Origin of the sequence: Bordetella petrii, from assembly GCF_020991325.1 — a bacterium.
Lineage (GTDB): Bacteria > Pseudomonadota > Gammaproteobacteria > Burkholderiales > Burkholderiaceae_B > Bordetella_A > Bordetella_A petrii_E.
Genome location: NZ_JAJMLX010000121.1, coordinates 1 through 13,063, shown reverse-complemented (window position 1 = coordinate 13,063; position 13,063 = coordinate 1). Strand labels below are relative to the sequence as shown.

At 66.0% G+C, this 13,063-nt stretch carries 12 protein-coding genes and 2 pseudogenes; 5 read left to right on the top strand and 9 right to left on the bottom strand.

The window, feature by feature from the left end; genetic code table 11:
- A pseudogene (locus LPZ50_RS13565) lies at positions 1-218 on the top strand (enoyl-CoA hydratase/isomerase family protein); the annotation flags it as partial.
- 40 nt (positions 219-258) lie between these two features.
- On the opposite strand, the gene LPZ50_RS13560 reads toward LPZ50_RS13565, so the two are convergent.
- Positions 259-1,827 (bottom strand): TerC family protein, encoded by a 1,569-nt coding sequence (locus tag LPZ50_RS13560; protein ID WP_230662002.1) that lies wholly within the window; start codon positions 1,825-1,827, stop codon positions 259-261.
- A 438-nt stretch (positions 1,828-2,265) separates the two neighbouring features.
- On the opposite strand from LPZ50_RS13560, the gene LPZ50_RS13555 reads away from it, so the two are divergent.
- Genes LPZ50_RS13555 through LPZ50_RS13545 form a run of 3 tightly spaced genes read left to right on the top strand, consistent with a single transcriptional unit; the run spans position 2,266 to position 5,875 of the window.
- A complete protein-coding gene (locus LPZ50_RS13555) occupies positions 2,266-2,988 on the top strand; it encodes a FadR/GntR family transcriptional regulator (RefSeq protein WP_230662001.1) in 723 nt (240 codons plus the stop codon).
- Positions 2,985-4,397, top strand: coding sequence for an FAD-binding oxidoreductase (locus LPZ50_RS13550; RefSeq protein WP_230662000.1), 1,413 nt, complete (start codon positions 2,985-2,987; stop codon positions 4,395-4,397). Before LPZ50_RS13555 ends, LPZ50_RS13550 begins: the two co-directional genes overlap by 4 nt.
- Before the next feature lie 47 nt (positions 4,398-4,444).
- Positions 4,445-5,875, top strand: a complete 1,431-nt coding sequence (locus LPZ50_RS13545; protein ID WP_230661999.1) for an aldehyde dehydrogenase family protein — start codon at positions 4,445-4,447, stop codon at positions 5,873-5,875.
- A 246-nt stretch (positions 5,876-6,121) separates the two neighbouring features.
- On the opposite strand, the gene LPZ50_RS13540 is transcribed toward LPZ50_RS13545, so the two are convergent.
- From LPZ50_RS13540 to rpe, 7 genes are all read right to left on the bottom strand, one after another.
- A complete protein-coding gene (locus LPZ50_RS13540; RefSeq protein WP_230661998.1) occupies positions 6,122-6,289 on the bottom strand; it encodes a hypothetical protein in 168 nt (55 codons plus the stop codon).
- A gap of 58 nt (positions 6,290-6,347) precedes the next feature.
- Positions 6,348-7,136: an indole-3-glycerol phosphate synthase TrpC gene (gene trpC, locus LPZ50_RS13535; protein WP_230661997.1), complete on the bottom strand. Its 789-nt coding sequence runs from the start codon at positions 7,134-7,136 to the stop codon at positions 6,348-6,350.
- Positions 7,133-8,164 (bottom strand): anthranilate phosphoribosyltransferase, encoded by a 1,032-nt coding sequence (gene trpD, locus LPZ50_RS13530; RefSeq protein WP_230661996.1) that lies wholly within the window; start codon positions 8,162-8,164, stop codon positions 7,133-7,135. Before trpD ends, trpC begins: the two co-directional genes overlap by 4 nt.
- 15 nt (positions 8,165-8,179) lie before the next feature.
- On the bottom strand, positions 8,180-8,746 hold the full coding sequence (locus tag LPZ50_RS13525; protein ID WP_230661995.1) for an aminodeoxychorismate/anthranilate synthase component II: 567 nt from the start codon (positions 8,744-8,746) through the stop codon (positions 8,180-8,182).
- Positions 8,747-8,813: 67 nt separating this feature from the next.
- On the bottom strand, positions 8,814-10,334 hold the full coding sequence (gene trpE / locus LPZ50_RS13520; protein ID WP_230661994.1) for an anthranilate synthase component I: 1,521 nt from the start codon (positions 10,332-10,334) through the stop codon (positions 8,814-8,816).
- A 255-nt stretch (positions 10,335-10,589) separates the two neighbouring features.
- Positions 10,590-11,333: a phosphoglycolate phosphatase gene (locus LPZ50_RS13515; protein WP_230661993.1), complete on the bottom strand. Its 744-nt coding sequence runs from the start codon at positions 11,331-11,333 to the stop codon at positions 10,590-10,592.
- A gap of 7 nt (positions 11,334-11,340) precedes the next feature.
- On the bottom strand, positions 11,341-12,072 hold the full coding sequence (gene rpe / locus LPZ50_RS13510; protein WP_230661992.1) for a ribulose-phosphate 3-epimerase: 732 nt from the start codon (positions 12,070-12,072) through the stop codon (positions 11,341-11,343).
- A gap of 91 nt (positions 12,073-12,163) precedes the next feature.
- Here rpe and apaG point away from each other — a divergent pair, with 91 nt between their 5' ends.
- The gene (gene apaG / locus LPZ50_RS13505) at positions 12,164-12,538 is read left to right on the top strand and encodes a Co2+/Mg2+ efflux protein ApaG (RefSeq protein ID WP_230661991.1); all 375 of its coding nucleotides are present in this window, start codon (positions 12,164-12,166) and stop codon (positions 12,536-12,538) included.
- A gap of 194 nt (positions 12,539-12,732) precedes the next feature.
- Here apaG and LPZ50_RS13495 read toward each other — a convergent pair.
- A pseudogene (locus LPZ50_RS13495) lies at positions 12,733-13,063 on the bottom strand (MFS transporter); the annotation flags it as partial.

Sequence of the window (13,063 nt, the reverse complement as noted above, 5' to 3'; positions counted from 1 at the left end):
CGGCCCGGCAGCTAGCCGCCACGCTGTGCGCCAAGTCGCCCGAGGTTATGCGCCACGGCCGCCAGGCCTTCATGCACGCCAACGACAACGGCTATCGCGCGGCCGTGCGGGCCGCGGCGGACAGCTTCTGCGTGGCGGCCGGCCGGCCCAGCGCCCGGGAAGGCATCGCCGCCTTCGTGGAAAAGCGCAAGCCTGTGTGGCCGCCTACCTCAAGCTGACCCCAAGCGGGCTCGTGGCCCCGGTGCAGGAACCGATCCGTTAATCGGCCGGGGCGGGTTCGCGCCGTTGCGCGCGGACCTGGCCGATGCGCAGGCCATCGCGCTGGGTGATCTCGAACGTCCAGCCATTCCATTCGATTGTCTCGCCCACCTCGGGCAGGCGGCCGCCAACCCGCAGCAACACGCCGGCCAGCGTGGCGTCGCGCACGGCCTGGGCGGGGCCGTGGCTGCCCAGGATCAGGCTCGCCTCATCGACAGGCATGCCGGCGTCCAGCAGCCAGGTATCGTCCGACAGGCTCGTGGCGAATTTGCTCTCGCCCGGGTTCTCGGGTAGTTCGCCACCCACCGCGGTCAACACATCCAGCGGCGTCACCAGGCCTTCGCAGCTGCCATGTTCGTCGACCACGATCAGCATGTGTTCGCGCGACTGGCGCAGCACGTCCAGTACCTTGAACACCGGCGTGGTTTCGCTGATGTAATGCGGCTTGCGCGCCAGTTCAATCAGGTCGATGGCGCCCGGCCGCTGCACGGCACGCAGTACATCCTTGAAATGCAGCACGCCGATGACATTGGCTGCATCGCCTTCGCATAGGGGCAGCCGCGCATGGCCGGACGAGAATTTGTCCACGACTCCCTCGGCCGTATCCTTGACGTCCAGCCAGACCATTTCGCCGCGCGGCACCATGATGGACCGCACGTCGCGGGTGCCCATGGCCAGTACGCGTTCGATGAGGCTGCGCTCTTCGGGAGCGAAGATCGGTTCGTCGCCCACGCCGTCAACCAGCGCGGCCACCTCTTCCGCCGGATTCGCCCCGCCGTCCGCCTTGCCGCCGCGCAACAGCCGCAGCACCGCCTGAGCGGTGCGCTGGCGCCCGTTCAGGCCCTGGCTGCGCCGGCTGCGGTTGCGGCGCGCCAACTGGTTGCAGGCCTCGACCACGATCGAAAAGCCGATGGCCGCATACAGATAGCCCTTGGGCACGTGGAAGCCCAGGCCTTCCGCCACCAGGCTGAAGCCGATCATCAGCAGCAGCCCCAGACACAGGATGACGACGGTTGGATGCCGGCTGACAAACGCCATCAAGGGACGGCTGGCCAGCATCATGACCGCCATGGCAAACACCACCGCGATCATCATGATGCTCAGTTCCTGCACCATGCCCACGGCGGTAATCACCGAGTCCAGCGAGAACACGGCATCCAGCACCACGATCTGCAGGATCACTTGCCAGAAGACGGCGTGCTGCACTTTCTGTGACTCGCCATGCGCGCGGCCTTCGACGCGTTCATGCAGTTCCATGGTGCCCTTGAAAAGCAGGAACAGGCCGCCGAATATCAGGATCAGGTCGCGCCCGGAAATCTCGGCGCCGAATATCGTGAACAAGGGTTCGGTCAGCGTAACCACCCACGCGATACTGGCCAGCAGGCCCAGCCGCATCAGCATGGCCAGCGTCAGGCCGATGATGCGGGCGCGGTTGCGCTGCTCGGGCGGCAGCTTGTCGGCCAGAATGGCGATGAACACCAGGTTGTCGATACCGAGGACAATTTCCAGAATGATCAAGGTCGCCAGGCCCAGCCAGGCGGTCGGGTCGGTCATCCAGTCAAAAATCATTGCGCAATCCAGTCAAGGGGCGAAAACGCAACCGGCAACCCAATGGGGTTGCGGTGCGGCGTGAAAGAGGGGGACGGCAAGTGGCGGTGCCACGCAACGCGGCTGGCGCCAGGCAAGCCGGCGCAGGCCGGCGGATAACGGCGGTGGCTGAATGGCAGCCATGCCCGGAGATGGCGCGCGCCAAGCCTGTCGCCATGCGGGACAGGAGCGGCGCTGGGGCAGAGGAAGCGCCGCGTGTCCGTGACAGGCGGCGCGATGGTACTAGGAGGTTCTGAGGTCATAAAACAGGATGCGGCGCGACCGATGAGCTGGCGTGGCACGGCACCCTTTGCTTACTGGAAGCTGAATAGTAGCGCAGAACCGTCGAGGCGATTGGATTCATCCGCATCCGACGGGAAAAGTTTTCATATAACCTGATAAATCACCTACAATCCCGGGATGCTCACCAAGTCCCTCACGCTGACCGAACAGGTTGCCAGCCAGCTGGCGGCCGATATTGGCGCGGGCGTGTATCCGGTGGGAGGCAAGCTGCCCACCGGCAAGGCGCTGACGCAGTTGTACGGCGTCAGCGCGGCCGTCATCCGGGAAGCCACCGAGCGCCTGCGCGCCCAGGGCCTGGTGGAAAGCCGCCAGGGCGCCGGGTGCATGGTCATATCCCGCACGGCCAGCCCGGGTTTCCAGGTGCCGGGCCGGGCCTCGCTGAACCGCACCGAACTGGCCAGCGTGTATGAACTGCGCATGGAACTGGAAGGCGGGGCCGCGGCGCTGGCGGCGGCGCGCCGCACGGACGCCGACCTGGCCAGCATGGCCCGCTGCCTGGCCGACCTGGAAAGCCACTTGCGCCACGCCGACCAGGGGGTGGAACAAGACATCGGTTTCCATGCCGCGATCGCGGTGGCGACTTACAACCCTTATTACCAGCAGCTGCTGCAGTACCTGAACCTGCAGGTGCGCGCGGCGGTGCGCATGGCCCGCGAGAACACCTTGCAGCACCAGATTGAACTGGTGGGCGAGGTGCACCAGGAACATGTGGCGCTGTACCAGGCCATTGCCGACCGCGATCCGCCGCGCGCGCGCGATGCGGCGGTACTGCATCTGCGCGGCGCGGCGGCGCGCCTGCGTCTCGATTTTTCTACGCTCGATCCCAAGCCCAACTCATGACTACTTCCGATTTCGCGCAGCGCCTGGTGCAGGCGCTGGGCCCCGACACGGTTATTACCGCGCCCGACGATATCGCGCCGTGGCTGTCCGACTGGCGCGGCATTTACAACGGCCAGGCCCAGGCGGTGGTGCGGCCGCGCAGCACGGAACAGGTGGCCAAGTGCCTGGCGCTGTGCCAGGAAGCCGGCGTGCCGGTGGTGCCGCGCGGCGGCAATACCGGCATGTGCGGCGGTGCCACGCCCGACCAGCAGCCCGCCAATGTGGTGCTGTCGCTGGACCGCATGAATGCGGTGCGCTCGGTGGACACCATTGCCAATACGCTGGTGGCCGAGGCGGGCTGCATTCTGGGCAATTTGCGGCGCACGGCGGAAGAGGCCGGGCGGCTGCTGCCGCTAAGCCTGGCGGCGGAAGATTCGTGCCAGATCGGCGGCAACGTGTCCACCAACGCGGGCGGCGTGAACGTGGTGCGCTACGGCATGACGCGCGAGCTGGTGCTGGGCGTGGAAGCGGTGCTGCCCACCGGTGAAATCTTCAACGGCCTGCGCACGCTGCGCAAGGACAACACTGGCTACGACCTTAAGCAGTTGCTGATCGGCGCGGAAGGCACGCTGGGGGTGATTACGGCGGTGGCGCTGCGCTTGTTTCCGCGCACCAATGTGCGTTCGGTGGTGCTGGCGGCGGTGCAGTCGCCCGCGCAGGCATTGGAACTGTTCGAACTGGTGTACGAGCAGTGCGGTTCGCGCCTGCAGGCGTATGAATTTTTCACTGGCGAATGCGTGGATCTGGTGCTGGCGCACGCGCAAGGGGTGCAGGAACCGTTCGCGCAGCGCTACCCCGGCTATGTGCTGATGGAACTGGCGGACACCGCCGACGAGGACGCGCTGAACGCCTTGCTGGAAAGCGTGATGGGCACGGCGCTGGAACGCGAGCTGTGCCTGGACGCGGCGGTGTCGGCATCGCTGGCGCAGTTGCAGGCCCTGTGGAAGCTGCGCGAGGAAATCTCGGAAGCGCAGCGCGCCGACGGGCCGCACCTGAAGCACGATATTTCTTTGCCCATCGAGCGCATTCCGGATTTCATGGTGTCGGCGGAACAGCGCCTGCGCGAAACGCATGCCGATATCCGGCCATTTATTTTTGGGCACTTTGGCGACGGCAACCTGCACTACAACCTGTCGCGCCCGGCAGGGGCGCCGCGCGAATGGGCGGCGCAGAACGGGGCCGCCATTACCGACATCGTGCTGGACGAGGTAAACCGCTACGGCGGCAGCATCAGCGCCGAACACGGCATCGGCCAGTTGAAGCGCGACCATTTCCTGCATAGCAAAGATCCGCTGGAACTGCGGCTGATGCGCGACATCAAGCGGTTGCTGGACCCGGCGGGCATCCTGAATCCCGGCAAGTTGCTATAGCTATTGCGGCCGGCTGTTTATTCATTCACCTGGACGAGAGACACGACATGCATGCGAATTACATAGGTGGGGCCTGGGTCGACGGTGTCGACGTGCGCGCCAATATCAATCCTTCGAACCTGGCCGACGTGGTGGGCGAATACGCGCAGGCCGACGCCGCGCAAACCGCGCAGGCCATTGCCGCCGCGCGCGCCGCGGCGTATGAATGGGCGCGCACCACGGGGCAGCGCCGCGCCGATATCCTGGACGCGGTGGGCAACGAGATTCTGGCGCGCAAGGAAGAACTGGGCCGCCTGCTGTCGCGCGAGGAAGGCAAGACGCTGCCGGAAGGCATCGGCGAAGCCGCGCGCGCGGGCTATATCTTCAAGTTCTTCGCGGGCGAGGCGCTGCGCATCCAGGGCGAAAAGCTGCCCATGACGCGTCCGGGCATCGAGGCCGACGTCACGCGCGAGCCGGTGGGCGTGGTGGGCATTATCGCGCCGTGGAATTTCCCGATCGCGATCCCGGCCTGGAAGATCGCGCCGGCGCTGGCCTACGGCAACACGGTGGTGTTCAAGCCGGCCGACCTGGTGCCGGGCAGTGCCTGGGCGCTGGCCGAGATTCTCAGCCGCGCCGGCCTGCCGGCCGGTGTGTTCAACCTGGTCATGGGCCGCGGCAGCGTGGTGGGCCAGGCCATTCTGGACGACAAGCGCGTGGATGCCATCAGCTTCACCGGTTCGGTGGGCACCGGCCGCCGCGTGGCGGAAGCCGCGATGATGCGGCTGGCCAAGGTGCAGCTGGAAATGGGCGGCAAGAACCCCATGGTGGTGCTGGACGACGCCGACCTGAAGGTGGCGGTGGAAAGCGCGGTGAATGGCGCGTTCTTTTCCACGGGCCAGCGCTGCACGGCGTCCAGCCGCCTGATCGTGCAGAAAGGCATTTACCCGCGCTTCGTGGCCGCCGTGCAGGAACGCTTGCAGGGGCTGAAGATCGACGACGCGCTGCTGGCCGGCACCGACATCGGTCCGGTGGTGGATGAAAGCCAGCTGGCGCAGAACGAGAAGTACGTGGCCATCGGCCGCGACGAAGGCGCCAAGCTGGCTTATGGCGGCGAACGCGTCAAGCGCGCCACGGAAGGCTTCTACATGACGCCGGCTTTGTTCGTGGACTGCGACAACAGCCTGCGCATCAGCCGCGAGGAAATCTTCGGCCCCGTGGCCGCGGTCATTCCGGCGGATTCGTTCGAGCATGCGCTGGAACTGGCCAACGACACGGAATTCGGCTTGTCGTCGGGTATTTGCACCACGTCGCTGAAGTACGCCACGCAGTTCAAGCGCGATTCCCAGGCCGGCATGGTGATGGTGAATTGCCCCACCGCCGGCGTGGACTACCACGTGCCCTTCGGCGGCCGCAAGGGCTCCAGCTACGGCCCGCGCGAACAGGGCCGCTACGCGGCGGAGTTCTACACCACCGTGAAGACGGCGTATACGGCGGCGTAAGCATCAAGCCGCGATGGCGGCTTGATCTGATGTCGACGATGATGGGTGTCTGGCTCCCGCCAGGGTGCCAGACACCGTTTGCTTCCCGCCAGGATGCCCCCGACACCGTTCTACTAAGACTTCCGTGGCGCACAACGGGGTCAGGCACCCTGCGGGAGCCAGACCCCTGGAACGGGACGTCGCCGGGCCCGGCCCTCGGCCCGGGCCTGACCGCGGGCGGCACCATAAGAACTGCAGAGTTCGCGATCAATGCCCCGTATTGGGGTAATTCGGCCCCGCGTCATGGAAGCCGCCATTACTGTACGGGTTCACCGCCCCCGGGTGCGGCGGGCCGGGCTCGTGCCCGCCCCCCATGCATCCCGCCAGCAGCAGCGCCGCGGCAATTGTCGACATCAAAGACAGCACGGGTTTCATCGCGTTTCTCCTGGCGGCCAGCCGCCGCATTGGTGCCGCAACAATACCCGCCGCGGCTTCAGCCCATCAGCCTGGCAAGTTCCATGCCCGGGTCTTCGGCGCGCATGAAGGCTTCGCCTACCAGGAAGGCGTCCACCTTGTGGCTGCGCATCAGCTTGACGTCTTCCGGCGCCAGGATGCCGCTCTCGGTAACCACGCGCTTGCCTTCCGGAATGTTCGGCAGCAAGTCCAGCGTGTTCTGCAGGCGGGTTTCGAAGGTGCGCAGGTTGCGGTTGTTGATGCCCAGCAGGCGGGTTTTCAGGCCCAGGGCTATATCCAGTTCCTTGGCGTCGTGCACTTCCACCAGCACGTCCATGCCCAGTTCCATGGCCAGGGTTTCCAGGTCGCGCAATTGGCTGGGAGCCAGCGCCGCCACGATCAGCAGCACGCAGTCGGCCCCCATGGCGCGCGCCGAAATGACCTGGTAGGGATCGATGACGAAATCCTTGCGCAGCACGGGCAGCGGGCACGCCGCGCGGGCGCGCCGCAGGTTGTCGTGCGAACCCTGGAAGAAATGCACGTCGGTCAGCACCGACAGGCAGGCCGCGCCGTGCACGGCGTACGTGGCGGCGATGGCGGCGGGGTCGAAGTTTTCGCGCAGCACGCCCTTGGACGGCGACGCTTTCTTGATTTCGGCGATGACGCCGGCCTTGCCCTGGGAAATCTTGTCTTCGATGGCCTGGGCAAAGCCGCGCACGTCTTGCCGGGCCTGCGCTTCGCGCAGCAGTTCGGATTCGCTGCGCAATTGGCGGGCGGTTGCGACTTCCTCGGCCTTGACGGCGAGGATCTTCGCGAGAATGTCGTTCATTTCTGGAATTTCCGGGTATATGCGCAGAATTCTTCCAGCTTGGCACGGGCCGAGCCGTTAGAAATCGTTTCAAAGGCCAGCGCCAGGGCCTGCTCGATGGAGTCGGCCTTGTTGCCGGCGTAGATAGCCAGCCCTGCATTCAGGGCGACGATGTCGCGGGCGACACCTTCGACATTGTCCAGCGCCTGAATGACAAGTTCACGCGATTCTTCGCGGTTGCTGACCTTGATGCCCCGATTAGACACCATCGCGAGGCCATAGTCTTCAGGGTGGATCTCGTATTCACGAATTTGTCCGTCTTTCAGTTCGCCCACCATGGTGGCGCCGCCCAGCGAGGCCTCGTCCATGCCGTCCCGGCCATGCACGATCAGCACATGCCGCGAGCCCAGGCGCTGCAAGACGCGTACCTGGATGCCGACCAGGTCGGGGTGGAACACGCCCATCAGCTGGTTGGCGGCATTGGCCGGGTTGGTCAGCGGGCCCAGGATATTGAAAATGGTGCGCACGCCCAGTTCCTTGCGCACGGGGGCCACGTTCTTCATGGCGGTGTGATGCGAAGGAGCGAACATGAAGCCGATGCCGATAGCCTGGATGCATTCGGCCACCTGTTCGGGGCTGAGCACCAGATTGGCGCCCAGGGCTTCCAGCACGTCGGCGCTGCCCGACGACGACGAGGCGCTGCGCCCGCCGTGCTTGGCAATGGGCACGCCGGCCGCGGCCGCCACGAACATGGCGGTGGTGGAAATGTTGAACGTGTGGCTGCCGTCGCCGCCGGTGCCGCACATGTCCAGCAGGTCCTGGGGGTTGGACGTTTCCACCGGCGTGGCGAATTCGCGCATCACCTGGGCGGCGGCGGTAATTTCGCCGATGGTCTCCTTCTTGACGCGCAGGCCCATGATCAGCGCGCTGGCGATCTGCGGCGACATTTCGCCGCGCATCAGCATGCGCATCAGGTGCAGCATCTCGTCGTGGAAAATCTCGCGGTGTTCGATGCAGCGGGTCAGCGCTTCGTTGGGTGTGATCGTCATGGTGGTGTCCCCTTGTTATCGGATGTTCAGGAAATTGCGCAGCAAATCGTGGCCATGTTCGCTTAGCACGGATTCCGGGTGGAACTGTACCCCGTACAGTGGCAGGGTCTTGTGGCGCACGCCCATGATGTCGCCGTCGGCGGCGGTGGCCGTCACTTCCAGGCAATCGGGCAGGGTGGCCGGGTCTATGGTCAGCGAGTTGTAGCGGATGACGGTGTACGGCGAGGGCAGGCCGGCGAACACGTCGGTGCCGCCATGCGAAACCTGCACCGTCTTGCCGTGCATGATTTGCTGCGCGCGCACAATGTCGCCGCCATAGGCGGCGCCGATGGCCTGGTGGCCCAGGCATACGCCCAGAATGGGCACCTGGCCGGCAAAGCGCTGGATCAGCGCCACCGACACGCCGGCCTCGGCCGGCGAGCAGGGCCCGGGCGACACGCAGATGCGGTCGGGCTTCATGGCGGCGATTTCGTCCAGCGTGATCTGGTCGTTGCGGGCCACCCGCACATCTTCCCCCAGTTCGCCGAAATACTGCACCAGGTTGTAGGTAAAGGAATCGTAGTTATCTAGCATCAGTAGCATGGGGCACCTGCGGGTAATGTTGCGCGGTCGCTGGAATCGGGGAAGGAATCGGCGGCAAGGGCGGGCATCAGATGGGTTCGTCCAGCCCGTGCTGCACCTGTTCGGCCGCGCGCAATACGGCGCGCGCCTTGGCTTCGGTTTCGGCCCATTCCAGTTCGGGATCGGAATCGGCCACGATGCCGGCGGCGGCCTGCACGTACAGCATGCCGTTCTTGATGACGCCGGTGCGAATGGCGATGGCCACGTCCATTTCGCCGCCATAGCTCAGGTAGCCGGCCGCGCCGCCGTAGATGCCGCGGCGCACGGGTTCCAGCTCGTCGATGATTTCCATGGCGCGCACCTTGGGGGCGCCGGTCAGCGTGCCGGCCGGGAAGGCGGCGCGCAGCACGTCCATGGTGCTCATGCCCGGGTTCAGGTTACCGGTGACGTTCGACACCAGGTGCATCACATGCGAATAGCGCTCGATGGTCATGGTGTCGGTGACTTTCACCGAGCCCACTTCGGCCACGCGGCCTACGTCGTTGCGCGCCAGGTCGATCAGCATCACGTGTTCGGCGATTTCTTTCGGGTCGGCGCGCAGTTCTTCGGCCAGGGCCAGGTCTTGTTCGGGCGTGGCGCCGCGCTTGCGGGTGCCGGCCAGGGGGCGGATGGTGACTTGCGACTTGGCCGCGCCGCTGTCGCTGACCTGTTCCTGGCGCACCAGGATCTCGGGCGATGCCCCCACCACCTGGAAGTCGCCGAAGTTCCAGAAGTACATGTACGGCGACGGATTCAGCGACCGCAGCGCGCGGTACAGCGACAGCGGCGCGTCGCGGAAGGGCTTGGAGATGACCTGGCCCACCTGCACCTGCATCAGGTCGCCGGCGGCGATGTATTCCTTGGCGCGGCGCACGGCGGCCAGGTAGTCGGCCTTGTTGAAGTCGCGCTGTTCTTCGGTTTGCATGCTGGCGTGGCTGTACGGAATTTCCACCGGACGGCGCAGGCGGGCGCGCAGGTCCAGCAGGCGGCGCTGGGCGCGGCTGTAGGTTTCCGGCTGCGACGGGTCGGCATACACCATCAGGTAGGTGCGCCCGGCCAGGTTGTCGACGATGACCAGTTCGTCCACGTGCATCAGCATGATGTCGGGCGTGCCGCCGTCCATGCCGGCCGGGAAAGGCTTCACGGCAGGGCCCAGGCGCGGTTCGATGTGGCGCACGGTGTCGTAGCCGAAGTAGCCCGCCAGGCCGCCGCAGAAGCGCGGCATGCCGGGCCGCAGGGCCACCTTGAAGCGGGCCTGGTACTGCTCGATGAAGGCCAGCGGGTCGCCTTCGTGCGTTTCGGCCACCTGGCCGTCGTGCAGCACTTCGGTGGTGGTGCCGCTGGCGCGGATCACGGTGCGGGCCGGCAGGCCGATGAACGAGTAGCGCCCGAAGCGCTCGCCGCCCACCACCGATTCCATCAGGCAGCTCATGCGGCCGCCCTGCGGGCCGCTGTGCGCCAGCTTCAGGTAGATGGCCAGGGGCGTGTCCAGGTCGGCGTAGGTTTCGGCCACCAGGGGAATGCGGTTGTATCCCTGGGCGGCCAGCGCTTTGAATTCAATTTCGGTCATGTGGGGTCTCGTAGGTTTTCGGGCTACAGACCGGGCACACAACAAAAAAGCCCGGTCCAGTTTGTGGGTCCGGGCTTTGGCGCTGTTTTTCACACAGCTTCGGCTCTAGGCGGCAGGTGCGTCCAGGGCCGGGAAGGAACTATCGCCACCCGGAAGACAAACGCCACCAACGCCACGAGGCGTTGCGCATTTGGTTCAAGGGACGAGCGTTCATGTGTGGATGCTGTGTAAAAGGTAGCCGGTGCGCCCGCGGTGCTACGAGGCGGCCTGGCCGGTGGCGGGCGCGGCGGGAAGACCCCCGGGCAGGCCCTGCTTCCGGTCGGCGTTCCAGAGCGATATCCACTGGGCGGCGTCGGCAATGCTGGCAACTATACCATCCACATCCAGTCCGTGCACGTCCTGGCCTTCGTTGTAACCGTAGGGCACGGCCAGCACGTGCATGCCCGCGGCCCGCCCGGCCTGGGCGTCGTTGATGGAATCGCCGATGGCCACGGCCTGCGCCGGCGTGACGCCCAGGCGTTCGCAGGCGTACAGCATTTGGTCGGGGTCGGGCTTGCGGCGCGCGCAGGTGTCGCCGCACACCACTACGCTGAAAAAACCCGCCAGGCCGGTGCGCTGCAGCAAGGGCTGGGTGAACTCGGTGGGCTTGTTGGTGACCACGGCCAGTTTCAGGCCCTGGTCGCGCATGGCCTTCAGGCCTTCGATCACGCCGTTGAACACGGTGGCCTTGTCGCCATTGACCAGGTGGTAATGGCGGAAGAAGGATTCGCGGGCCCGTTCGAATTCGGCCGCTTCGGGCTCGGCGCCTTGCAGCGACCCGGCCAGCGCGCGGCGCACCAGGTTGTCGACGCCCTTGCCCACGAAGGTGGCGATGACGTCTTCGCGCAGGGCCGGCATGCCCAGTTCGATGCGCATGGCATTGGCGGCATGGGCCAGGTCGGGAACGGAATCGAGCAGGGTGCCGTCCAGGTCCAGCAGCACGGCTTGGAAAGTGGTCATAGGGGCCTCAGGCGGCTAGGGTGGCGGCTTTGGCGATTTCGCCGCGCAGTGCCTGGATGACGGTCGCGTAGTCGGGCTGGCCGAAAATGGCCGAACCGGCCACGAAGGTATCGGCGCCGGCGGCGCGGATTTGCGCGATGTTGTCGACTTTCACGCCGCCGTCCACTTCCAGCAGGATGGGCTGGCCGCCCGCCTGCGTCCAGCGGTCGATGCGGGCGCGCGCGTCGCGCAGCTTGTGCAGCGTGGCCGGAATGAAGCTTTGGCCGCCGAATCCGGGGTTGACGGACATCAGCAGCACCACGTCCAGCAGGTCCATGACGTGGTCCATGGCGTCCAGCGAGCTGGCGGGGTTGAACACCAGCCCGGCCTGGCAGCCGTGGTCGCGGATCAGTGACAGGGTGCGGTGCACGTGGCGCGAGGCCTCGGGGTGGAAGGTGATGATATTGGCGCCCGCCTTGGCGAACTGCGGGATCAGTTCGTCTACCGGTTCCACCATCAGGTGCACGTCGATGGGCACCTGCACGTGCGGCCGGATAGCGGCGCACACCATGGGCCCGATGGTCAGGTTGGGCACATAGTGGTTATCCATGACGTCGAAGTGGATCCAGTCGGCGCCGGCGTCGACGACGTTGCGCACTTCTTCGCCCAGGCGGGCGAAGTCGGCAGACAGGATGCTGGGGGCGATGCGGGTGGCGGCCGGGGACGGGGAGGGCATGATGTTGGGGGTTTCCGCGGGCATAATGTGCCATTATTGTAATTTGCCGCGCCTGAATGCGGCCTGGCTTGGCCAGCCGCCGCGCAGGCCGCCGCCCAACCACCGGAAAAGGCTTGTGAAACCGTACGACCTGACCGTCTCCGTCGCCCCGCGTTTTGTGCCCGAGCAGTCCGATCCCGCCGAGCAGCAATACGTCTTTGCTTATACCGTGCGTATTACCAATACCGGCGAACATCCGGCCCAGGTCATCAGCCGCCACTGGATCATTACCGACGGCAATCAGCGCGTACAAGAAGTGCGCGGCCTGGGCGTGGTGGGCCAGCAGCCGCTGCTGGCGCCGGGCGAAACCTTCGAATACACCAGCGGCTGTCCTCTGAATACGCCGGTGGGCACCATGCGCGGCACCTATCACTGCGTGGGCGAAAACGGCATTCCCTTCGAGGTGCCCATCGCCGAATTCGTGCTGGCCATGCCGCGCACCCTGCATTAATGGCACATCCGCCGCCCCTTTCTTCCTTAATGCCCATGAAGCGTTTTCTCAGCCTGTTGTGCCTGCCGCCGCTGTTGGCGGCTTGCGGTGTGTCGCAAATTCCTCCCGAAGGCGGCCAGCCCGGCCAGCCTGGCGGGGCGGCCCCCTCGGTAACGACAGGGCCGTTGGTGGTGCCGCCGCTGTCGGCCCTGCGCGACACGCCGCCGCGCACGCTGGGCGGGCGCTTCCAGCGCGCCCACCGCCAGGCGCAGCACGAACAGGATCACGAAGCTGCCGGCAAAGCCCATGAAGAACGTTGCCGCCGACCACAGGATCAGCGCGGCCGCGTACAGCACGCGCGGCGACACGCGGTCCACCACCCACCCGCCGGGGATCTGCATGGCGGCGTAGGTCCAGCCGAACGCCGACAGGATCAGCCCTTCGTGCACCGTGTCCAGGCCGAACTCGACCTTGAGCGCGGGCGCGGCGATGGACAGGTTGCTGCGGCCCAGGTAGTTGATAACGACGGTGATGAACAGCATCACC

Bases quoted from the DNA above. Each gene is read 5' to 3' on its own strand.
- LPZ50_RS13560 (WP_230662002.1), bottom strand. From the start codon at position 1,827: ATGATTTTTGACTGGATGACCGACCCGACCGCCTGGCTGGGCCTGGCG.
- LPZ50_RS13555 (WP_230662001.1), top strand. From the start codon at position 2,266: ATGCTCACCAAGTCCCTCACGCTGACCGAACAGGTTGCCAGCCAGCTG.
- LPZ50_RS13550 (WP_230662000.1), top strand. From the start codon at position 2,985: ATGACTACTTCCGATTTCGCGCAGCGCCTGGTGCAGGCGCTGGGCCCC.
- LPZ50_RS13545 (WP_230661999.1), top strand. From the start codon at position 4,445: ATGCATGCGAATTACATAGGTGGGGCCTGGGTCGACGGTGTCGACGTG.
- LPZ50_RS13540 (WP_230661998.1), bottom strand. From the start codon at position 6,289: ATGAAACCCGTGCTGTCTTTGATGTCGACAATTGCCGCGGCGCTGCTG.
- trpC (WP_230661997.1), bottom strand. From the start codon at position 7,136: ATGAACGACATTCTCGCGAAGATCCTCGCCGTCAAGGCCGAGGAAGTC.
- trpD (WP_230661996.1), bottom strand. From the start codon at position 8,164: ATGACGATCACACCCAACGAAGCGCTGACCCGCTGCATCGAACACCGC.
- LPZ50_RS13525 (WP_230661995.1), bottom strand. From the start codon at position 8,746: ATGCTACTGATGCTAGATAACTACGATTCCTTTACCTACAACCTGGTG.
- trpE (WP_230661994.1), bottom strand. From the start codon at position 10,334: ATGACCGAAATTGAATTCAAAGCGCTGGCCGCCCAGGGATACAACCGC.
- LPZ50_RS13515 (WP_230661993.1), bottom strand. From the start codon at position 11,333: ATGACCACTTTCCAAGCCGTGCTGCTGGACCTGGACGGCACCCTGCTC.
- rpe (WP_230661992.1), bottom strand. From the start codon at position 12,072: ATGCCCGCGGAAACCCCCAACATCATGCCCTCCCCGTCCCCGGCCGCC.